A 20,788-nucleotide genomic window follows, 5' to 3' on the forward strand; every position below is an offset into this window, starting at 1 on the left:
GCTCCGCTCGGTCAGGCGGCGATTTGATCGGCGGCCGGATCGGCGGCCGCCACAACGCCGCCCGCGTCGTCGCCGGCCGCCTCCTCGCCCTCATCGCCGTCTTCCGGTGCGTCGGGCAACCGATCCCAGGCCAAGGCCGGCGGGGCCCACTGGCGCTCGGCCGCCGCCTCGGCGACGAAGGTGACGAGCTCGTCCTTCTTCAGGGTCTTGGCCCGATCGTCCTCGACCTCCATCTCCTCGAGCAGGCCCAGGAGCTGCTTCTTGGAGTGGACGGCGAGATAGGCCTCGTCCGGGGTCCAGTGCGCCGAGATGTCGGCGCCGCAGAGGGCGGCGATCTCGGCGGCTTCGGCCCGGGCCGCGTGCCGCAGGGACGTGGTGCGGCCCTCCCGGACATTGAGCGAGATGGCCGTCAGCTCGGCCATCAGCGCCATCTTGTCCCCGTGGGCGAGGGTCTCGACCCAGGGGATCGGCCGCAGCCCGCTGGCCTTGTAGGCGGCGCGGCGGGCGTCCAGCCGGGCGCGGACCTCGCCGTCCAACGCCGGGATCGCCGGCGTCGAGCCGCGGCGATAGCCGGTGGCGTTGATCGCCGCCGCCGACTCCTCGATGCTGCCCGAGCTGTGCAGCGCCAGGTTCTTGAACAGCTGCGCCACCAGCACGGTCAAGGCCGCCCCCGGATCGTCGGCCAGGTCGCGGATCAGGCCGCGGGTGGCCACGTCGGTCCGCGTCTCATGGAAGACGTGGCTGGAGCCTTCGACCTCGACATCGGCGCGCGGGACCTCGACGTCGTTCGAGGCGCGGCCATAGCCGCCCGACGGCGCGCCATCCTCGTCCTCGTCTTCCTCGCCGTCGATCTCGTCCGGGAGCTCCTCGGCCGGAACCGGGACCGAATAGAAGGTCGCCGACAGCCCATAGCCGTCGGCCGGCGTCAGCAGCACCGCCCCGATCCGGCTGCGGGCGAGCGGCGCCGCCGCGACCGCCATCTGGGCGCTGAACAGCGGGCACAGCGCCGCCGGCGCCTCCTCCGAGAGCGCCTCGACATCCTGCAGCTCGCCGGCGACGCGGGCCACCTCCGCCCGGGCCGCCGCCAGCGCCGCCGCCTGGGCCTCGGTCAGGTCGCGGCCGTAGACATAGGGCAGGTTGAAGAAGCCGTCCGGCGCGCGGTAGCCGCCATCCGGGCCGACATAGACGGCCAGGCCGGCCGCCTTCAGGTGCGCCACGATCGGTTCGATGCGCGCCCGCCAGGCCGTCTGCAGGACCTCCGGATCGAGCAGGCTGTCGGGAAGCTCGCCGAACAGGTCGGTCGACACCCGGCCGCCGGCCGCGACGTAGCGGTCCATGCCGACCAGGACGAAGCGGTCGTCCTGGACCGTGGCGCGGTCGCCCTCCACCACGGTGCGCAGCTGGTAGTCGTGGAAATGCCCGTCGAGCGCGGTCTGGGCGATTTCGGCCTGCTGCTTCTTGTCCGGCAGACGCGCGAACAGCCGCACCTGCTTGAGGGTCAGCTTGCCGTTGCGCAGGGCCTTCAGCACGCTGGGATGGACGGCCGCCAGGGCCTCCAGCCGCTTGATCTCCAGTTCGGCGTAGCCCAGCGCGCGGGCGATGCCGGCGGTGTCCATCTTGGCTTTGCGCAGCTTGCCGATGGCGCCGATGATGTCGGCGATATGGACCGGCGCCACCTCGGCGTTGGGCAGGACGATGGCGGCGGCCTGCTGGGCCTTGCTCACCGCCAGCTTGCAGACCACGGGATAGTCGTCGTCGAGGTCGCCGCGATCGCGCAGGGCCAGCAGGGCGAAGCGGCGGCGGCGGCCGTCGAGGGCCATGAAGGGCTGCTCGCCCTTGCGACCGGCCCGCACGATCGGCGGGATCAGGACGCCGGCGGCGAGCACGGTTTCGGCGAGCTGCGGCACGCCGTCGTCGGCCGGTTCCTGGAAGCGGAGGTTCTCCGGCGCGAGGCCGAGGTCGCCGAGGCGGACGGTGATCTCGTCCATCGGGGTGACGGAAGCGGTCTGGATGTCGGTCATGAGGGTCAGGCTCCAGCGCCTGGGCGAGGGTCATCCTGCCCCTGGGCGCGCCCACCCCAGCCCTTCCTTCGGCCTTTGACGGCGGGGTCACGCGCCGGCCCCTCAGGCGGGCCGCGCCGCCTCGTTCCAGTCTCCATGCGGCTCCGGCGGCAGGGCGATGGTCGGCGTCACGCCGTCGCGGCGCAGCCGCGCGGCCAGGATCTCGGCCGACGCCTCGCCGTCCTTGCCCCGGTCCGCGGCGATCAACACGGATCGCACGCCCTGCGGCGCGGACCAGCGCTTCAGGTTGCGCGTCGACTGCAGGGCCCAGCCGGGCAGGCCGAAGCGTTCGGTCGCCGACAAGGTGGTGAACACCCCTTCGGCGACCAGCATCTCCGGCGCGGCGGGGTCGAGCCGCACGGCGCTGCCGGGCGGGACCAGGCCCACGGTCTTGCGCGGCAGCCGCAGGTCGAGGGCCCGCTGACCGTTGGCGGCGAGATAGGTGACCTCCACGGCGCTGAAGGATCCGTCGGCGGCGCTGATCGCCACCAGCAGGGCCGGGCGGCGATAGCGGCTCTCGGCATAGGCGGATACCGGGGTCTCGCCGCCGTGACGCAGGACCTGCGGCCCCGGCAAGGCGCGCTGGATGTGGCGCAGGCGGCAATGCCGCTCGGCCAGCGCGCCGGCGACCGGCCGGCCGGCCTCCCACAGGCGCCGGGCGGCGTCGAGCCGCCGGACGTCCGGCTCAGGCGCGCCCGCATGGTCGACACCCGGGCCGAACGACACCGAACGCGGCGCATTGTGGGCGTCGATCAGGCGCTTGGCGCGCAGGTCGTCGAGCACGGCCTGCCAGTCGCCGTCGCCGAAGGTGTGGACGATGACCCGATCGTCCTTCAGCAGCAGCGACACGGAACGGTCGGCGCGGCTGTGGCCGGGCGCCGGGATGTTGGCGCGCCGGCCGCCGTCGTAGAGGTCGCCGCCCAGCACCTCGACGATCGCCCTCAAGGACATGGCCGGCGCTCCGGCCGCGGGGGTTGCGCAGATCTCGGCATGGTCTCGGCTCCTCGGCGTCTGCGACGCTCCTCTGTTCGCCCCCCGCCGCCCTTCCCCAACCTTTCGGCCAGTGCTCTAGATTCCGCGCCTAGTCCCTGGATGGGAAGGCCAGGTAGAGCGCGATCGCGGCGCCGGCCGCGCCCAACGCCCACCAGGTCAGAGGGCCTGGCCGCTCGGGATCGGCCCAGGATGTCGACGACGGTCACGCCGACCATCAGGATCGGCACGGCCAGCAACAGCTCGCGGGCACGTCGCCAGATGCGCCCGAACCGGGCGCGGCGGGTCGTCGACGTCGGGCCGTCCATCGTGCCTCCTGGAGCGTCCGGTCCACACGAGGACCGGCGTTCGGGCAGGCCGGGAGCGGCGACCCCTCGTCAGGCGTGCCGCAGCACCGGATAAGTCATGGCCCTTTTTAGCCAGGAAGTCACCTGTCGCACCCCCTGAAAATGCCGGCTGGCGATGGCCGCGACGGCCCTGGGGACGCCCCAGTCTGAAGCCCGTCCGACAGGCGGTCTCTCGGTTTGGCGTTCTGGCCGGCGACGGCTTGCAGCCTCGTCCGGCGCCGCAACGCGCGGCGGCCAGGCTTTCTTCCCCGGCGCGATGCGCCTCCTCGCGCGGCAACAAAGCCGCCGCCGGCGTCTGACGCCCTGGCGGGTGCGGCGCCGCTCCGCGCCGGCCTCCTGAGCGCCATCGAGACCGCGATCGGCGCGGTCGCGATCAGACAGGAGCAAGACCATGGCCACCATCGGAACCTTCACCCGCCGCGGCGACACCTTCCACGGGGCGATCCGCACCCTCAGCCTCGACGTGGAGCTGGATATCCGCAAGGCGGACAAGGCCAGCGACAACGCGCCGGACTACCGCATCTTCGCCACCGGCACGGGCCGGGGACCGGAGGAGACGGACGCCGAGCTCGGCGCCGCCTGGCGCAAGACCAGCGCCCAGCAGCGGGACTACCTGTCGGTGAAGATCGACGATCCGGCCTTCGCCGCCCCGCTGTTCGCGACCCTGGTCGAAGACGCCGGCGGCGATCGCTTCAACCTGATCTGGACCCGGTCCTGACGGGTCGTGGCGCCGGTCCGGTCGCGGCCGGCGCCGCCTTCCTTAGGGGGCGTTGCGGGGCCCTCCCCGCTGGTGGGGGTCGACGCAGACCCCCGGGGCTGCGGCGCAGGGGGAGGGCGCTCCCCCAACAAAAGTGGATTGCCCAACCGTCAGGCGCCCCGCTACTGTGCCCGTTCAAACGTGAGACCGTGACCTGACGCCACGTTGAAGAGCAGTAGGCTCTAGTCTTTTCGCCGGATCTGTTTTTGGTTCGGCGAACACCACTCTTACTTACTCGCGTAAGAAGTGCTGTCTGACTAATATTCTACTTATCCGATTATCCACTGTAAGCTCTGCAATAAAAGCGCCGGGGCGCAAACATATCTGTACGGCGCGCCGGCGCGTTTCCTGATACGGATTCACGGGATTCGCGATGCTTAACGGGGCCATATCCATTGCCGAAGAAGGACGACAAGCGGGCGACGCCGGCGGGCCGTGACGACGAGGTGTGGATCGCCGCCCACAATCCCGAACACGCCATCCGCGTGCGCAGTCTCACGGCCTATCTGCAGAACGGCGGCGGCCTGAAGGATGTCCGCCTGGTGCAGGGCGAAGACCGGCGTTGGACGATCTTCGTGCGCCTGAGCAGTCGGCCCGGCGAGCACCGGGTCAATATGTTCAAGTCCGACAAGCCCAAGACCTACCGCGACGTCGACCTGGCGCTCGCCTGTGTCCGCGAGGACTTCGGCTATTATGGCCCGGTGACCCTGATCACGGAGCTGACGGCCCCGCTCGAGGGCCCGTGACGGCTGGGCAGGGCTGTGTGGGCAGGATGCTAGCGCTGTTCCGGTTCCCGACGATCGGCCGCGGTGAACGGCGGTCCCGACAACCCATTGTCGCGCTCTAAGTGATGGCGATGTCCAGGTCGTCGAGGATCTGGGCCAGCTCGACGCCGCAATCGAGGAGACGGGGCGTGGAGACGGCCTCCAGTTTCGCAAGCGCCCGGTCGTAGAGCGCGATGCAGCCCTGACCGTTGAGCCGCGAGGCGAAATAGACCCCGTCCGGTTGGTCCGGGTGCGTATAGATCGCGGCCGACCAGGTGCGCGCCAACGTCTGGTCCTTGGCGCCGACCACGTCGGAGGGGACGCCCATCCGCAGGCAGCCGTCGTCCGTCAGATCGATTAGGCGGAGATCTTGGATCACCCGCAGGCTGGCGAGGGACCGCGTCTCGATCTCCGCCATATCGACAATGAAATCGGCGCCTCGGCCGTCAGCCGCGTCGCGCAGGATCGTCTCGACGAAGGCGACCTTGGCGCTGGAGCCGAGATAGACCACGCCATAGGCGTGGCCGGTCGGATCACTGAAGCGGTTGAGGCCCGGGCCCCAGCCCAAAGGGTCGGGGAAACGGGTCTCGTACATCCGCCGCCAGACCTCGCCGGCGGGAACGGTCTTCAAGACCAGCGCGCGTCCCGCGAACGCCGGGCCCGGCATTGCGGGCACGGCCGCCATCTAGCTGAAGGCGCCGGCGGCCTGGTTCTCGGCGACGGCCACGACCGTGTCGACGCGCCCGGTCTTCAGCACGTCGAGGGCGGTCTTGCCGCCCAACTCGGCGTGCGGCGTCTTCAGGAAGCGGAAGACGGTCCAGGGCTGCTCGCCCAGGATCTCGAACAGCTTGGGCAGGCCCGGCAGCGGCAGGCCGGTGTCGGTCACCTGCCAGCGCGGGTATTTCACGCCGCGCGTCGCGCCCTCCAGGCCCAGGATCTCGTGGCGCTTGCGCTTGGTGTTGACGGTCTCGTGCGAGGCGCCGATCAGCGGCCCGAAGTCGCGCGCGGTCAGCATGTCCGGACCCTTCAGGATCTCGGCGACCTTGGTCGCGCCGCGGGCCCTGGCCCGGGCGACGGCGGCGTCGAGCGAGCCTTCCGGCGGCCTCTCGGCCGGGGCCTCAGCCATGGCCTGCGCCCTGCCGTCCGGGGTCACCACATAGGTGATCACATAGGCCTTGCCCGTCCGCTTGGCTTTGGCGGCGGCGTCGGCGTAGCCGGCGATCACCTTGCCCAGCACGCGGGACTTGTTGACGATCCGGCCGTAGCGCACCTTCGAGACCAGAACTTCGGTGACGTCGTCGTCGGCGTGGACCCGCAGGAACTGGCCGCTCGAGGCCGAGCGCGCCGCCCCCGGCTTGGCGCTGCGGGACCGCTTCGCGGTCGCCTGACGATCCTGTTCACGTGGCTGGGCCATGGGGTCTCCTAGCCTCGAAGATGCGCCTTCGCGTCAAACTCGTCAAGTTCATCAGGTCTGTCAAACTCGTCAAAGACCCTTGCCGCCGAAGTTGGCGGCGAAATAGTCGATCACCTGCGACGCCTGGGCGCCCTTGCGGAACGCCTTCTGCGCCTCGAAGTCCAGGCTCGGGAGCATGTGGATCAGCTGATCGTCCCTGAACAGCGGCAGGAGGGCCTCCGGGTCGAGGCCCTCCGTGCGATGCCCGGTCATGATGTTGCCGGCCTCGAGCGCCGCGCCGATCATCACGTCTGCGAGCTGGATGGCGGGGCTGGTCTTGGAATCGACCTGGGTCAGCTCGGTCAGTTTCAGCGGGAACTTGAAGCTGGCGATCGCCGATTGTCGAAGCTCGACCTCCCCCGTGTGGTCGATGAACGCCTGCAGGAGGTCATGGTAGGTGGCGAGGTTCTTCGACTCGTCGTGCTCCACGCGATAGGGGCCGTCAGCCATGACTTCCATCCGGCTGATCAGCGCCTGGATCGTCACCATGGCAAGGTCGGTCGTGACGCCGGGCGTGGCGATCGCCGCCAAGCAATCGGGGCACGCATCCCTGGCCAGGGGCCCTATGGCCTCGGGGATCGCCTGCCAGTTGGTGCGGCGGGCCGCCGCGACGAGGGCGTCGAGGCTCTCAGGCGTCTTGGCTCTCATCGCCTGCTGGAACGCAGCCAGCATGGCCTCGAACGGCGCGGCCCCTAGCATTGTCGGACCGAGGATCGTGAGCAGCGATCCCATCGCGTAGTTCTGGCCGTCGGCGTAGAAGTCGCCGCCGCGCTCGTAATACCAGGGCTCCACGGCGTAGTCGCAGAACTTCAGGACCAGCATGAAGCGCTTGTCCATGACGTGGGTGACGCACTTGTAGCCCTGCAGCAGGTCGCGCAGCAGCGCCAGCAGATGCGGCCGACTGCCAGGCCGGCGCGACAGCGCGCGGTATTTCAGCTCCGGGGCCTGAAGGCGCGGGAAATGCGCCTTGATCAGCCGCGCGGCCTCCTCGTCGCCGATGGCGATCGCCGCCGCGCCCTGGAACCGCTGCTCAGGATTCAGCAGGTCAAAGCCGGTGTAGCCGCTCTCGTCGATCCGGAAACATTCCATCGTCACACCCCCTGCGTCCCCCGCCGCGCCAGGCCACCCGCCGCGCAGATATAGGCCCGCCTCACCGCTTTCGAACCGTCAGAACGACCCGGTCGACGAACACCTCGGCGGCCTCGGCCGCCTGCAGGATCGCGGGGATGAAGTCGCGCTTGATCCGGTCGGCGGCGATCTCGGTGCGGCACGACAGGGTCAGGACGCCGTCGACCACGCCGTGGAAACCGATCTGGCCGAACCAGCTGCCCCAGGCGCCCTCGCGCACGATCGCCCGAAGGTGGCCGGCGATGTCCGGCCAAGGATGGTCCTCGACCCCGGGGCTGAAGATCAGCGGCGGCGGCTCCTCGACAGCTGGCGCGGGGGCGGCGTCCGGCGGTTGCAACTCGCCCTTGGCCTTGAGGATCCGCGCCAGGTTCAGCCGAAGGTCGGCCGCGCCGCGATCCTGACCGGTCAGCTTGCCGAAATAGCCGCAGGGCGAGCGGACCTCCGGGTCCTCGACGGCGATGGCCAGCATCACCAGCACGCGGATCCCATGCTTGCGCCAGCCCCACATGGCGGTCTGGTCATTGTTCCGCTCCGGCTGCGGGAGCAGTTCGGCCGCGGCGGCCGCCACGCGTACGGCGTCCTCTGGCGTGGCGCCGGCCGGGTTGGCGAGCAGGGCAGGGGTGACCAGCGGGGCCAAGGACGGGCAGACCAGGGCGGCCGTCCGAAGCTCGGCGCGGACCATTTCCGCGTACCCCGACGGGTCCGGTTTTCCGCTGACGAAACCGCTGGCTCCCCCCGGAGAGCCAATGGCGCTGGTCGTTCCGGTGCGCCGGCGTGTGTTCGACTCGTCTCTGGCCTCGCCGATCTCGGGCCGCGTAGCGGGCCGACCTGGTGAAGCATGTCGCGGCGGAGCCGCGTCCTTTCCTCGTACAGAGAAACTAAAGTTCTCATGGGACTGTTCTTGGCGCCGGGATTCCGGCGCCCGGGCGCTATCTTTCATCGGGAAGGCGACCGCCTCCGAATACATCGCCCTGCGGGCGGCCGCGGCGTCGCGGATCGCGCCGTCCACCGCCTCCAGCTCATCCAGACGGGCCATCAGCGGGCGCAGGTCATAGGCCTCGAGCCCGGCTGGCCGGTTGGCGCGGGTATAATCGCGCACCATGAAGCCGCCGGCCTCCAGGGCGCGCCGGTTGGCCCGGGCCTGGCTCTCGCTGCAGCCCAGATATTCGGCCACCAGGCTGGTCGACGGCCAGACGCAGGCGATGTCCTGCTCCAGGCGATCCTGGTTGAGGTGCTCGACATAGAGCAGCAGGGTCAGGCGCTGCGGCGCGCTGAGCTGAGGCGTGCCTTTCAGCACGGCGGCGGCGACGCGGGCGATGCTCTCGCCCGGGCGCCAGCGCCAGGCTTCGGCCTGGGCGCAGACCTGATCGAAGTTGTCTGCGCGTTTGGCGAAGCCTGGCCGCCATTCGTTGGAATGGGCGGTCTGCATGGTGGTCCCTTCATTGGGACGAAGCCGCTGGACCGGGCCAAGATCGCCGAACGCGGGGCAAAGCTTCCCCGTCTGGTCCTTGACGCGCCTTACGACGCCCCATACCTTGGACCAGTCAATTCGCCGCCTTCCACAACGGCATCTGCGATCTCCGAGAGCCTCCCGCGCCAACGGGGGGCTCTCGCCGTTTCAGGGTCTCGTCGCTAGGTCATCGGTGATCTCCGGCGCTCGGCCGACGCAGGAGGGCGCCTCGGGCGAACTCGTTGAAGGTCCGATGAGTCTGGGCGCCGCCCCTAGAGACCGAAGGGCGTGAATCGTCCGAAAAAGGACGACCGAATCGGTATTGTTGGGATTGTCGAAAGATCAGAATCGCGGGCGGCCCCGCCGAATCAGGCAACGTGAGCCTCGGGCGACCCCGACACTTTCGAAACTGAGGCCCCGGAGGCGCTCAAGACCGCAAGTGAGCCGCCGATTCGGATCCATGATCTGCCCGAGTCAAGATCGAGAGCGCAACGTACCTCGCAGGACCAGGAGGCGAGACCGGGAGACGAACCTGGGCGGCGGGCCCATGGGGGCCGCGGCTGGCGTCATGCCGTTTCTGGGTTCGCCTTACGCCACGCCTGGAAGCCCTTGTCGGTTTCGATGAACTTGGCGAGCATCGATTGCACCAGGACTCCGATATCAACCTCCTGGTCGTTGAGCGCCTGATGGGCGCGCCTGTAATCCAGGAGGTCGATGGCGGCGCGCCCCTTCAGCCGGAATTTGACCTCAAGCGACTTCTCCTCGAGCTCGATCTTCGGCAGAGCGAGCGGCGTCGCCGTGCGGGTCTTGGCCATCTCCAGGCTCCTTCTAGGTTTGAGTGAACGCGGTCGATCGCTCGGCCTCAGCGACCTGGTGGCGCGGCGCCCGCAAGGCCCGATGACGGCGTTCGTGGGCGGCGGCGCACATCGGTGATCTCAAGGGTAGGGCGCAAGGATCATGTCCTTGCTGACCAGCACGCGCAGCGGCCAGCCGGCGCGGACCATCAGCGTTGGCTGACGATTGAGGTCGCGGCCGGTGATCTGCTGGCCGACCATCTGGGCGGAGTTGGCCACGCCGCTGCCGGCGCTGTTGATCACCAGGCCGCCCGAGCTTCGGGTGCCGGCGTCCTGGGCGGCGGCCGCGCCGACGCTGAACAGGGTCGACAGCAGGATGCCCCGCGCGAGCTGGCCGAAGTGGCCGTCGCGGCGGTCCTGCAGGCCGGCCGCCCCGCTCAAGTCCGCACCGGTCATCGACCCGATGTTGATCGAGCGGCCGTCGGGCATGATGATCCGGTTCCAGGCCACCACCAGCCGGTTCTGGCCGTAGGCGATCTGGCTGTCGTACTGGCCGATCAGCCGAGATCCCTGCGGGATCAGGACGGTGCGCCCGGTCCGGTGATCGTAGACCGGCTCGGTGACCTGGGCGATGACCTCGCCCGGCAGGTCGGAGTTCAAGGCCGTGATCAGCGCCGCCGGGATGATGGTGCCGGCCTTCACCTCCCAAGGGCTGGCCGCCGGCCGAAGGGGATTGAGAAGATAGTCCTCGGCGCGCGACCCCTGCGCGAACTGCACCTTGGCGGCCTGGCCGTTGCCGGGCTGAACCTCGCTCGGCGCGGCGGCCCCACCGGCTCCGGCGCCGGGGGCGGTCGCGGCAAGCGTGAGCCCGGGGGCTGAGGCCTGCGTTTGCGGCGGCGCCCCGCCGAAGAAGGGCCCTGAGGCGCGAGCGGCGATCGCTTGCTCCTGGGCGGCCTGCACCCGCGGATCGACGGGCGGGGGAGGAGGCGCGGCGGCCGCAACCGCCGCACCCGTTGCAGGATCTACCGACCCGGGGGCGAGCGCGGGCGGCGGCAGCCTGGCGAAGCCCGGCTGGCCGGGCCCGGCCTGGACGGTCGGATCGCCATAGCCGGCCGCGTAGCGTCCCGCGATCGCCGGGGTCTGCGGCGTATTGGTGTCGACATTGGCCTGCTCGTCCACCGGCCGGGTCTGTGGGCGATGGGCGCCGCCGAAACCGACATAGAAGCCGAGACCGACCAGGCCGGCGAGGACAGCGGCGCCAGCCAGCAGGTAGCGGCGGTTCCATCGGGTGACCGGCGCGCGCGGCGCGGCGAGTACGCTTTCCGAAGGCGCCTTCGGCTCCACGCGCGGCGGGGCCTGCGGCTCGAGGGGCGGATCGGGCGGAAGATGCGACATGGCGTCAGCTCCGCTTGCCGGTGCGGGTGATCCGCACCACGGTCTGGCGCTTCTCACCCAGCCGCAGCTCGGCGACGTCGATCAGCCGGTCGACGACGTAGTAGCCGTTCAGGTAGCGGTAGTTGACGAGTTGGGCCTGCCTGTCCGCGCCGATGACGAACAGCGGCGGCGCCTCGCTGGCCCCGAGGTTGGTCGGAAACTGGATGTAGGTCTTAAGCCCGTCATCGAAGACCCGCAGCGGTTGCCAATTGGGCGGTTTGGATTTGATCGGGCGGATGTCGTAGTCGAAGTGAAGCTGATCGATGGCGAGGCCCGAGGCCACCACGCCGCGGGCGTCGGCGGCCTTGGCCGCCTGGGCCTCGCGGGCCTCATCCAGCGCATAGGTCCAGTTGACCACGCTGGTGTAGGCCTCGCCCTCGCGGCTGACCGCCTCGAGCAGGTAGGTGCGCTGGTCGGTCGTTAGGATGACATTGGTGCGTAGCCCCCCGCGGGTCGGCTTCAGCATCACCAGGACCTGCTCGGAGGGTCCTGAGCCCTGCACGGTCTCGCCGAGCACCCAGCGCACGGTGTCGCCGGCGGCCTTGGAGATGAGCCTTTCGCCAGGGCGCAAGGCGATCACCGTCAGGAATCGCGGGCTGGTGTTGACCGTATAGAGTCGGCCTGGCTCGAAGGCATAGTAGAGCGCAGCGTTGACATAGGCGCCGCTGTTGGGGAGGTCGCGGCTCTGAGCATTGGCAGAATAGGCCGTGCGATAGCCTGGGGCCGGCCGAGGCTTGGCGCGCGGGGACGCCGGCTTTGGCGCGGCCGCAACGGACGCAGCCTCCTGACGCTGGACCTGCGCCAGCGCCGAACCGGGCAGAGGCGAGAACGCCAAAACGGCGAAGGCCGCGAGGGCGACGCGAGATTGCAGGTGAGGGAGGGTCATAGCTCGCGACTCCACTGAAAAGCGGTGATGTAGATTCCCAGGGGATTGGCCCGCAGCTCCGCCTCGTTCTTGGGCGGATTGACCTTGGTGGTGAAAAGCCCGGTCCAGTTCTCGGTGAGGCCGCTGGCGCCAGCGTTGAACGTCGTCTCGCGCCACTGCACCTGGTAGGTGTTCGGACTGCGGGGAAGCACCGAGACGATCTCGACATTGACGGCCTGCGTACCCGCATTGGCGAACGGGTCGTTGGCCTTGGCGTAGTCATTGAGCTGGCCGATCGCCCCGCCGGCGACGAAGTGGTAGGCGCCGGTCCAGTTGTCCCGGATGACGATCGGGTCGATGCTCTTGGAACGTGTCCGGCGGACCCAATCGGCGAGGAAGTAGCCGATCTCGGCGGTGGCCGGCTGATAGGTCCGGCCCGCCAGTTCGATGCGGCCAGGGCGGCCGTACTTGTCGATCGGCACGACGTAGGTGGCGATGTTTGTGTTGCTAGACTGCCAGATCAGACCGCCTACCGACAAGGCGGTGATGCCCATGCAGATGAAGGCGGCGAGCCGCCAGTTCTTGGCCTGTACGGTCGCTGACCCGACACGCATGTCCCATTCGCGGGAGGCGCGGAGATAGGGGCTCTCGACCGGAGCGGAGCTGCCATAGCGGTCGTTGGGGCGCTTGAAGGGGTTCATCGGTCCAATCCGGTTCAGGCTTCGCGCTCGGAATGATCGTCACCCCGCCGCGTCGGCGTTGCGGGCATCCCCGGCGTGATGTCGTTGGCGGTGCTGGTGGCCGCCGCGAAGCTCCCCTCGGCCGCGGCCCGCACGCCGCTGCGACGTTCGCGCGTTCGCGCCACCGTGTCGGCCGCCGAAGGGGCTGGGGGAGGGGGCGGCGAGCCTTCGCCGCTGCCGTCGGCCTCTCCTCCGGAGCGATTGGCGAACCGGCGAGCAGAGGCCACGGCGCTCGACACTGGAGCTCGCGCGAAGTCAGCGGCGGCTCCGCCGAGACCTCCGCCACCGCCGCCGCTAGGGCCGCCGCCGCCACCACTCGGGGACCCGCCGCCGGGCGGGATCGCGCCCGCGGCGGCTTGAGCGGCCGCCACCTTTTGTCCGCCGGCGGCCCAGCCACCTGCCACAGCGCCGCCAATGGTCCGACCAGCGAGAGCGACCCCGGCGACCCCGGCCGCAACGCCAGCGGCGCCCATTAAGCCGCTGCCCGCGCTGAGTTGCGGGCCTCCAGAAACCAGCGCCCCCGCAATCGCGGGCACTTTGAGCGCGAGCATCATCAGGAAAATCGCGGACAGCAGCAGTCCGCATTCTTCGCCGATCGTAGGCTCAGGAGAGAGTGTGAAGGTCTTATAGATATTGATGCCAACGCCCAAGATAACGCCGAGCGCCATCATCTTAAGGCCAACAGATACGACGTATCCGATGGCCCGCTCGGCCATAAAGGATGTCTGGGTGAGCACCCCAAACGGCACCGTCACAAACGCAATGAGAGTGACGAGGTGGAACTCTATGATCGTGACCGCGATCTCGATCGCCAGCACAATGAACGCAAGCAAAATGCCGATTGCCGCCACGGCGGCTATCAGTATGGCGTCAATGTGCTGGAGCGCGCCGAAGCCAGCATTTTGCGAGGCGAGTTGTCCGATATAGTCGACTAGTTTGACTACGACCTGCATGCCCGCGTCGACCGCTGTAGTCGGCGCGTTTTTGAAGTCGCTAAACGTCGAAGGTCCGCCGCCGGCCCTGAGGCCGAGCATAGCGAAGCCATTCACGACTGTGGCGCTTAGCGTCTGCCAGGAACTCACGAGCCACGCGAAAAAGCCCACGAGCAGTATCTTTCGGACGAAGCTCGCCATGATGTTTTGGGTTTCATCGATGGCCCAGAGGATCGCCGTCAGTGTGATGCTGATGACAACCAGCGTCGCCAAGATCGCCTGGACATCGCCAGCGATGAGGCCAAAGCCACTATCAATTTGACCCGTGAAGCGACGAATGAATTCGTCCAACGCGGCTGGACTCGCGGTTGCCATGGTAGGTACTCGTGGATTTGACTAAATCCCCTTCTCTCCCTTGAAGCCTCCTCGAACGGGCTTGTAATAGTTCGGGGAGCAGGGGTTGGTAGACTCGTGAATACTGGGGTCCGGACACTTCTTGTCCGCAACCGCCGGCTTGGTCGGTTTCTCGGAAACCTCAGCCGGGCGTCCGCAAGAGGCCGTCAGCGCGGCCATTGCAAACAGGAGAAGAAGATGGGGGCGCAACTTCAGAGGCCCTTATCGCCGGAAAAGGATCCTCGGACGGGAGTGTAAGCGTTGTGGCGCTGTGACTCTGCGCGAGCGGCAACTGAGCCGGCCTGCTGTTGCGCAAGTATGGTTTCCTGGGTCCTGGCCTGGGCGATGAGGATGGTCTGCAAGCCTTGGAGTTGGCCGCTCAGGGCCGCGAGTAGCTGGTTAGTGGCCTGGATGGCCGCCGTCTGGCCGGCGGCGCTCTGAGACGCCGCGACGGCGCTTGTCACGGCGTTGGCGGTCGTCGGCTGGGAACGGACCAACTGGTTCTGGACCGCCATCGAATCCTGCAAGGTCAGGCGACTGTTGTCCTGCCAACTGCCGTAGCGCTGCAGGATCTGCTGCAGGCTGTTGCCAGACAGGCTCGACGGATAGAGCTGCTGGAATTGCTGGCCGATATTCTGGCCATTGTAGCCGATCGCCTGAGCCTGCTGGAGGAGCTGGGTGGCCTGCTGGCTGATCTGCGCCAGTGGCTGGGTGACGTCGGTCCCGAGCTTCTGAAGCATGGCCACCTGGTTGGTCAGCTGCGCCTGCAACTGCTCGATCTGCCGCAGGCTGTTGCTGACCTGGGAGACCATCTGGGCGATCGCGGCCGGGTCGTTGACGACCACACCCGGGAAGATCTGCGCTTGCGCCCTCGGCGGCGCGACCACCGAAGCGGGAAGCGCGAGAAGGGCGACGGCCGCAGCCGTGGTGAGAAGCCTACGCATGTGGAAACTCCCGTTTACGCGAGGACGGAAAGGATTCGGGCGGCCAGATGTCGGCCGCCTTGGCGCGGACGAAGAGCGGTTCGGACACCGCGCGGAAGAGAACAGCCGCCCCGAACAGGACGAAGCCGGCGACCAGCACGAAGAAGTTGTGGTGAAGCGTGGTCGTGAAGACCGCGAGGAAGCCGGGCGCCGCAAGGCCCAGGAACAGCAACCGACGACGTCGCACCGTCAGCAGCCAAGCCGACGGGAGTCGACTTGTGACAGCGGTCAAGCGGGCAAGCTCTCGCGCGCTGAGGGGACGAGCTGCGATCAGGGTCAGAGCGTCATCCGGGGTCGCGTCCTCCATCATGCGACCCTCGCCGCCGGCGGAGACGCCGCTTCATCGAGATAGGTCGCGACTTCGGTCAGACCCCGGGCGGCGTAGAACCGCGCCGCGAAACCTTCTCGGGCGCCCTGGAGCGCCGCGGTGACCGTCTGCTGATCGCCAGGCGATGAGGCCCCGACCGCGGCCAGGGCGATGGGGCCCAGACCGAGTTCGAAGAGCCGGTTGCCGGCCGTCGACTGGTAGTAGTATTCGCGCTTCGGCGTGGCGCTGGCGATGATGCGGATCTGCTGGGCGTTGAGGCCGAAGCCGGCGTAGAGATCGGCGATCTGCGGCGTGGGCGCATCCGGGTTCGGTAGGAAGATCCGGGTCGGACAGCTTTCGATCAGGGCCGGGGCGATCGAGGATCGCGCCACATCGGCGAGGCTCTGCGTCGCAAAGACGACGGCGACATTATATTTTCGCAGGGTCTTCAGCCATTCGCGGATCTTCGCCGCGAAGGCCCCCTGGTCGAGGAACAGCCAGGCCTCGTCGAGCACCAGCAGTGTCGGCCGACCGTCGAACCGGCGTTCCAGGGTGCGGAAGATGTAGGTGAGCACCGGCGCCAGGGCGGCCCGGTTGGTCATCAGCTCGGCCATTTCAAAGGTCTGCCAGACCGCCGCCTGCAGGCTGTTCTGGTGGGCGTCGAGCAGGTGGCCGTGCGGGCCGCTGAGGGTGTAGGGCGCCAGGGCGGCCTTCACGGCCTGGTCCTGAACAGTGGCGGCCAGGAGGGTGAGGGTGCGTTGCTCGCGCGGGCCCGCGGCGAGGTTGCGTAGCCCGCTCCAGATCTCCTCCTTGACCTGCGGGATGATCGGCACGCCTTCGGCGGCGACGAGGTCCTCAACCCATTCCTGGGCCCAGGCGCGGTCCTCCGGGCTGTCGATGTCGGCCAGCGGCTGGAAGGCGAGCTCGCTGGCATCGCCGCCGAGGAAGAAGAATTGGCCGCCGGCAAGCAGCGTCGCGGCTCGCGAGCTGGCGCCCTTGTCAAAGAAGAACACCTGCGCCTCGGGATAGCGCAGCCATTGCATGGCGATCGTATTCAGCAGGACCGACTTCCCGGACCCGGTCGGACCGACCACCATCGTATGCCCGACGTCGCCCTGGTGGAGATCGAAACGGAAGGGTGTCGTGCCGGCCGTCCGGGCGAACATCAGGGGCGGCTGCGCGCCCTTGTGACCCCGCTTGAGGCACTCTTCCGTCAAGTGGGCGTTGCGGGTCGGTCCCGGCCAGATCGCCGACATCGGCATCATGTCGCAAAGATTGAGGGACGAGACGAGCGGGCGGCGCAGGTCGGCGTAAGCCTGGCCCGGGAGGCTGCCGATCCAGGCCTCCACGGCGTTGACGTCTTCGACCTTGCAGACGAAGCCCGCGCGGTTGATCGCCCCTTCGACTTCGCGAACGCGGTCGGCGAGGCGATCGGCGTCCTCGTCCATCAGCGTGACCGTGGGCGTGAAATAGCCGATCGAGGCGAAGTCGCCGCCGAGGATGGCCAAGGCGGCGTCGGCGTCGGCCGATTTGGCCGCTGCTTCGGGGTCCTCCAGCAGAGAGGGCTCTCGGGTGATCGCCTCCTTCAGCAGGGCCAGCACGCCCTTGCGCTTGGCGAACCAGCGCTTGCGCACCGTGGTCACCGCCCGCCGCGCGTCTTCCTTGTCGAGCGGGAGGTAACGGCAGACCCAGCGATAGCTGATGCCGAGCTCGTTCAGGCGATCCAACAGGCCGGGAGACGACGTGGTGGGGTAGGCCCGCACCGAGATCGTCCGGATGTAGCGCTTGCCGAGCCTGGGGAAGAGCCCGCCCTGGAAGTCGTCGTCGGTCAGGAAGGCGTCGAGATAGGCCGGCGTCTCGGGCGCCCGCACATAATGGCGCTTCGTCGAGATGCAGCCGTGCAGATAGGTCAGGGTTTCGTCGTCGCTGAGCTCGCGAACCTCCGGCATGATGGCCGTCAGGATATCGGCGATCTGACGGACCGTGCCCTGGAAGTCGTTCAGCGCAGCGCGATACATGCCCGCCGCGCCGCGCCCGGAAGGAGCGTTTTCGAGCAACAGGCTCTCGGCCGTGCTCACCGCCTCTTCCGGCGGCAAATAGGTGAAGGTCAGGAAGTAGCGGCTCTCGAAATGGCGCTCCTGGCCCTCGAAGGCGTCGCGCCACTCGTTGTCGACGAGGTCCGAGACCGGGTCGGGAAAGCTGCTGGACGGATAATCCTGGGAGGCGGCGCGGAGCGCCTCGATGTGCAGGCACCAGCGTGATCCGAGCCGGCGCAGCGCGTTGTTCAGTTGGGCGCGAACCGCCACCAGCCCTGCCTCGGTGGAGCTGGCGAGGTCGGGGCCGCGGAAGGCAAGCGTCTTTTGGAAGCTGCCATCCTTGTTGAGCAGCAGGCCCGGCCCGATGAGCGCCACCCACGGCAGGTGATCGAAGAGCCGGTCGGCCTTGGGCCGGTATTCGCGCAGGTACAACATCGGGGCCTCGAGACCTGGCGGTCAGCAGACCTGCGCCGATCGCCGAGGCGGCGAGTCCAGACGTAGGAACGGAAGTGGTGAGGAACGGTGAGCCATCAGGCGTCCAGGTACGGTCGCTGTCGGATGTGCCGTCCAAGGGCGTCGAAGAAGTAGGGGTCGCGCTTGTTGAGCCAGTAACAGACGGCGTGGATCGCGAGGCCGAGGGGAACGCCGATCAGCGGAACCTGGAGGCCGAGCGCGAGAACGGCGGTGAGCGTGCCGTTAAGGACCGCGATCATTCGCGGCACGCCGGCGATGGTCACCGGCTCGGCCAGCGAGCTATGGAAGCCGATCTCGAAGCCGTCCACGAGCGAGCTCATCAGAACGCCGCTCCCGCCGTCATGTTGAAGAATGACGTGATGAAGGTCGTGGCGGTGAAGGCGATGGCCAGGCCGAAGACGATCCCGATGCCCCGACGCAACACCGAGCCGCCTTCCGAAAAGGCGAAGCCCAGCCCGGTCAGCACGATGGCGATGATGCCGACCGCCTTGGCCACCGGCCCGGACAGAGACTGCATGATCGTCTCGAGCGGCGTCTCCCAGGGCATGGCGGTGCCGCCGCCCGCGGCCCAGGCCGGACCGGCGACCAGCAGCGCGATACCGGCGACCGTGACCGCCGTCCGTAGATTGCGGCGGCCCGCGGCCGCGGTGAATGGGGTGAAGGCCATCCTTGAGCGCTTTCCTGACGCGTAGCCCGGAACATCTCGGGCTACCCAGGATTGAGTCGCAAAAATGCGCGGGTCAAGTGCGTTTGCGTCGATAAACGTCCGTCATGTGCGATTTTATGAAAAAACGCCCATTGTCAAGCTTAGGATGATGGGCGAAGTCCGGCGCCGGATCGTTCCGGGTCAGCACGAGACTTGTTTTCCAGAGACATTATGACCGAAACGGGGCAAACATTCGCGCCAGACGCTAATGAACGCTCTCAAGCTTAGCCATTACCGAGCCGAAATCCCCGTATCTATTATACCATTAAAGCATGATAACCAGGATCAGGCCGACGCCGGCTTTGCGTGTTCACGTTCCTTGAGTTCTTCGCCTCATCAGAACTTCCGATCGGCGTTCATCGTCTGGCAGACAGCCATAACGCCATGCGCCAGGGCCGAGCAACGACGCATAGCCCTGCCCCGAAAGCGTTGGGGCAATTCGAATTCAAGCTGAGGGTCCGTCAGAGACCTTGGTCGTTGACCAGGCGGCGGCCTGCCTTGAACCGGCAAGCCGCGCAGACGCCCCTCGCTTCGATCACGACGCGATCAAGGCGAAAGGCGAGCCGTGCCGCGATCGCCTCGAGGGACTCTTCCATGCCGAGGTCCAGTTCATCCGCGCGACCGCAGACCTCGCAGATCAGGAAGTTCGCGGAGTGCCGAGCCGCGTCAGGCCGCGGACAGGCGATGAAGGCGTTGTCCGTCTCGACCTTGTGCACAAGGCCAAGGTCGATGAGGAAGTCGAGGGCCCGATAGACCGTCGGCGGTTTGGTCGGTCGACGACCCGGGCCGTAGCAGGCGACGAGATCATAGGCTTTCACGGGCCTGCCGGCCTCCACGAGCAATTCGAAGGTTCGGCGCCGTGGCTCGGTCCAGCGTTCACCCGCCGCCAGGCACCTCGCCTCCGCGCGCACCAACGCGGCTCGCGGCGATGTAGGCCGCAAAGCCTCGAGGCTGGTCTCGCCAGGGCGCGATGGCGCGAGCGGGGTCATGATCTGATCGTGGAATCGGCCGGGCCGTGGTCGCCGAGGCAATGGCCGTGGTCGCTGAGGCTTTCGATCACCCGGCATTCGCCAGCGGGACCGTCGCATCCGGCAGACACCATGCGGCTCAATTCCGTCCGCAGCGAGGCCAACAGGCTGAGCTTTTGCTCGACGGCCGCCAACTGCTGTTGCGCCAGACGGTTGGCGTCGCCGCAGGACCGTTCGGGATGATCCGCCAGGTCCAACAAGGTGCGGATGGCTTCGACCGGGAAGCCAAGTTGCCGGGCGTGCTTGATAAAGGCCAGCCGGGCGACGGCCTCAGGCTCATAGACTCTCCGATCACTCGCCGTGCGGCGCGGCGCCGGCATCAGCCCGATCTGCTCGTAGAAACGGATGGTCGGCGGTTTCACGTCGGCCAGGCTGGCGAGTTCTCCGATGGAATGGGGCGGCATATGAACTCTCGAAAAAAGGCGCTTGATCCTCTAGCCACTTGAAGATGCATCCTGGGTCCATGTCCAGTTGTTCCGACGCCTCGTGTCAGGTCGCAGCCGCGTCGTCAGGCTGCGTGTACTCGGCTTGGCAGATCACCGCGCACGCGCGCCTGGAAATCCGCTCCCAAGGGCCGACGGTCGGGAGTGATACTATAACGCATTCCCCTTCAGCCGCCGGGACAGTATAGAGGCGGTGATGATCGGGACGGCGATCCGCTGCGAAGCCTTCTGGGCAGACGCACCCGCTCCTCGCCTTTTGGCGAGGGATGCGCCGCGCGTCGTCCGACGACAGGCGCGCCGCCCGACTTTTCGCCGACGGTCTACTTCACCGAAATTGTGGACGCGAGTTGCGCTGGCCTGGGTGCTTGCGCTGTTCATAAGTTTGGCGGCAATTGTTTCTGGCTCCACTGCACACGAGGCCGTCGAGCTCGGCTCGGCGCCAGCTACTGCGCAGGCGTTGAAAATCGCCGACCTGCCTTCGAGGCAAGAAGCGCCCAAGCAAAACTTCTTCACAATGGTTTGTACGGGCCACTGCGCGGCCCACGCCTTCGCCATGCCTGCGCCCACCGCCACGCCGGTTCTCGTTCCCGTGGTTCGAGCGGGTTGGCCTGTGCTGGATGACCAGTGGGCGCAGGTGACGCGTCCGTCGCGGCTGGAGCGGCCCCCCCGAGCCTGATGCTTGAGCTTGGCGCCTTGCGGCGCCT

Annotated in this window: 20 protein-coding genes; 2 read left to right on the top strand and 18 right to left on the bottom strand. The window is 68.0% G+C overall.

Features of this window, described 5'->3' with window-relative positions; translation table 11 throughout:
• Positions 1–11 precede the first annotated feature (11 nt).
• The gene (locus EPN98_RS04350) at positions 12–2,021 is read right to left on the bottom strand and encodes a chromosome partitioning protein ParB (RefSeq protein WP_293360852.1); all 2,010 of its coding nucleotides are present in this window, start codon (positions 2,019–2,021) and stop codon (positions 12–14) included.
• 102 nt (positions 2,022–2,123) lie between these two features.
• Positions 2,124–3,011 (bottom strand): toprim domain-containing protein, encoded by an 888-nt coding sequence (locus EPN98_RS04355; protein WP_293360856.1) that lies wholly within the window; start codon positions 3,009–3,011, stop codon positions 2,124–2,126.
• A 777-nt stretch (positions 3,012–3,788) separates the two neighbouring features.
• On the opposite strand from EPN98_RS04355, the gene EPN98_RS04360 reads away from it, so the two are divergent.
• Positions 3,789–4,115 carry a DUF736 domain-containing protein gene (locus EPN98_RS04360; protein WP_293360859.1) on the top strand — a complete coding sequence of 109 codons (327 nt, stop codon included), beginning with the start codon at positions 3,789–3,791 and terminating at the stop codon, positions 4,113–4,115.
• 434 nt (positions 4,116–4,549) lie between these two features.
• Positions 4,550–4,900, top strand: coding sequence for a hypothetical protein (locus tag EPN98_RS04365; RefSeq protein ID WP_293360862.1), 351 nt, complete (start codon positions 4,550–4,552; stop codon positions 4,898–4,900).
• 97 nt (positions 4,901–4,997) lie between these two features.
• On the opposite strand, the gene EPN98_RS04370 is transcribed toward EPN98_RS04365, so the two are convergent.
• From EPN98_RS04370 to EPN98_RS04445, 16 genes are all read right to left on the bottom strand, one after another.
• The gene (locus tag EPN98_RS04370; protein WP_293360864.1) at positions 4,998–5,549 is read right to left on the bottom strand and encodes an RES family NAD+ phosphorylase; all 552 of its coding nucleotides are present in this window, start codon (positions 5,547–5,549) and stop codon (positions 4,998–5,000) included.
• A 54-nt stretch (positions 5,550–5,603) separates the two neighbouring features.
• Positions 5,604–6,332, bottom strand: a complete 729-nt coding sequence (locus tag EPN98_RS04375) for an antitoxin Xre/MbcA/ParS toxin-binding domain-containing protein (RefSeq protein WP_293360867.1) — start codon at positions 6,330–6,332, stop codon at positions 5,604–5,606.
• Positions 6,333–6,401: 69 nt separating this feature from the next.
• Complete coding sequence (locus EPN98_RS04380) at positions 6,402–7,460, bottom strand: DUF3800 domain-containing protein (RefSeq protein ID WP_293360901.1); 1,059 nt, start codon at positions 7,458–7,460, stop codon at positions 6,402–6,404.
• A gap of 61 nt (positions 7,461–7,521) precedes the next feature.
• Positions 7,522–8,928, bottom strand: a complete 1,407-nt coding sequence (locus EPN98_RS04385) for a DnaA N-terminal domain-containing protein (RefSeq protein WP_293360870.1) — start codon at positions 8,926–8,928, stop codon at positions 7,522–7,524.
• A 587-nt stretch (positions 8,929–9,515) separates the two neighbouring features.
• Entirely contained in the window at positions 9,516–9,764 is a 249-nt protein-coding gene (locus EPN98_RS04390) for a DUF2274 domain-containing protein (protein WP_293360873.1), read from the bottom strand.
• 120 nt (positions 9,765–9,884) lie between these two features.
• On the bottom strand, positions 9,885–11,138 hold the full coding sequence (locus EPN98_RS04395) for a TrbI/VirB10 family protein (protein ID WP_293360876.1): 1,254 nt from the start codon (positions 11,136–11,138) through the stop codon (positions 9,885–9,887).
• Between the two features lie 4 nt (positions 11,139–11,142).
• Positions 11,143–12,063: a P-type conjugative transfer protein TrbG gene (gene trbG, locus EPN98_RS04400; protein ID WP_293360879.1), complete on the bottom strand. Its 921-nt coding sequence runs from the start codon at positions 12,061–12,063 to the stop codon at positions 11,143–11,145.
• Positions 12,060–12,743 (bottom strand): conjugal transfer protein TrbF, encoded by a 684-nt coding sequence (trbF, locus tag EPN98_RS04405; protein WP_293360883.1) that lies wholly within the window; start codon positions 12,741–12,743, stop codon positions 12,060–12,062. Before trbF ends, trbG begins: the two co-directional genes overlap by 4 nt.
• Positions 12,744–12,757: 14 nt before the next feature.
• A complete protein-coding gene (gene trbL, locus EPN98_RS04410; RefSeq protein WP_293360885.1) occupies positions 12,758–14,065 on the bottom strand; it encodes a P-type conjugative transfer protein TrbL in 1,308 nt (435 codons plus the stop codon).
• A gap of 254 nt (positions 14,066–14,319) precedes the next feature.
• On the bottom strand, positions 14,320–15,051 hold the full coding sequence (gene trbJ, locus EPN98_RS04415) for a P-type conjugative transfer protein TrbJ (RefSeq protein ID WP_293360887.1): 732 nt from the start codon (positions 15,049–15,051) through the stop codon (positions 14,320–14,322).
• Positions 15,044–15,400 carry a hypothetical protein gene (locus EPN98_RS04420; RefSeq protein WP_293360889.1) on the bottom strand — a complete coding sequence of 119 codons (357 nt, stop codon included), beginning with the start codon at positions 15,398–15,400 and terminating at the stop codon, positions 15,044–15,046. The genes trbJ and EPN98_RS04420 overlap by 8 nt, the downstream gene beginning before the upstream one ends.
• Positions 15,397–17,868, bottom strand: a complete 2,472-nt coding sequence (trbE, locus tag EPN98_RS04425) for a conjugal transfer protein TrbE (RefSeq protein ID WP_293360891.1) — start codon at positions 17,866–17,868, stop codon at positions 15,397–15,399. Before trbE ends, EPN98_RS04420 begins: the two co-directional genes overlap by 4 nt.
• A gap of 95 nt (positions 17,869–17,963) precedes the next feature.
• Positions 17,964–18,227 carry a VirB3 family type IV secretion system protein gene (locus tag EPN98_RS04430; protein ID WP_293360893.1) on the bottom strand — a complete coding sequence of 88 codons (264 nt, stop codon included), beginning with the start codon at positions 18,225–18,227 and terminating at the stop codon, positions 17,964–17,966.
• The gene (locus EPN98_RS04435) at positions 18,227–18,574 is read right to left on the bottom strand and encodes a TrbC/VirB2 family protein (protein WP_293360895.1); all 348 of its coding nucleotides are present in this window, start codon (positions 18,572–18,574) and stop codon (positions 18,227–18,229) included. The genes EPN98_RS04430 and EPN98_RS04435 overlap by 1 nt, the downstream gene beginning before the upstream one ends.
• Before the next feature lie 500 nt (positions 18,575–19,074).
• Positions 19,075–19,602, bottom strand: a complete 528-nt coding sequence (locus tag EPN98_RS04440) for a Fur family transcriptional regulator (RefSeq protein ID WP_293360897.1) — start codon at positions 19,600–19,602, stop codon at positions 19,075–19,077.
• Positions 19,599–20,045, bottom strand: a complete 447-nt coding sequence (locus tag EPN98_RS04445; protein ID WP_293360899.1) for a helix-turn-helix domain-containing protein — start codon at positions 20,043–20,045, stop codon at positions 19,599–19,601. The genes EPN98_RS04440 and EPN98_RS04445 overlap by 4 nt, the downstream gene beginning before the upstream one ends.
• Positions 20,046–20,788 lie beyond the last annotated feature (743 nt).

Origin of the sequence: Phenylobacterium sp., from assembly GCF_004299445.1 — a bacterium.
GTDB lineage: Bacteria > Pseudomonadota > Alphaproteobacteria > Caulobacterales > Caulobacteraceae > Phenylobacterium.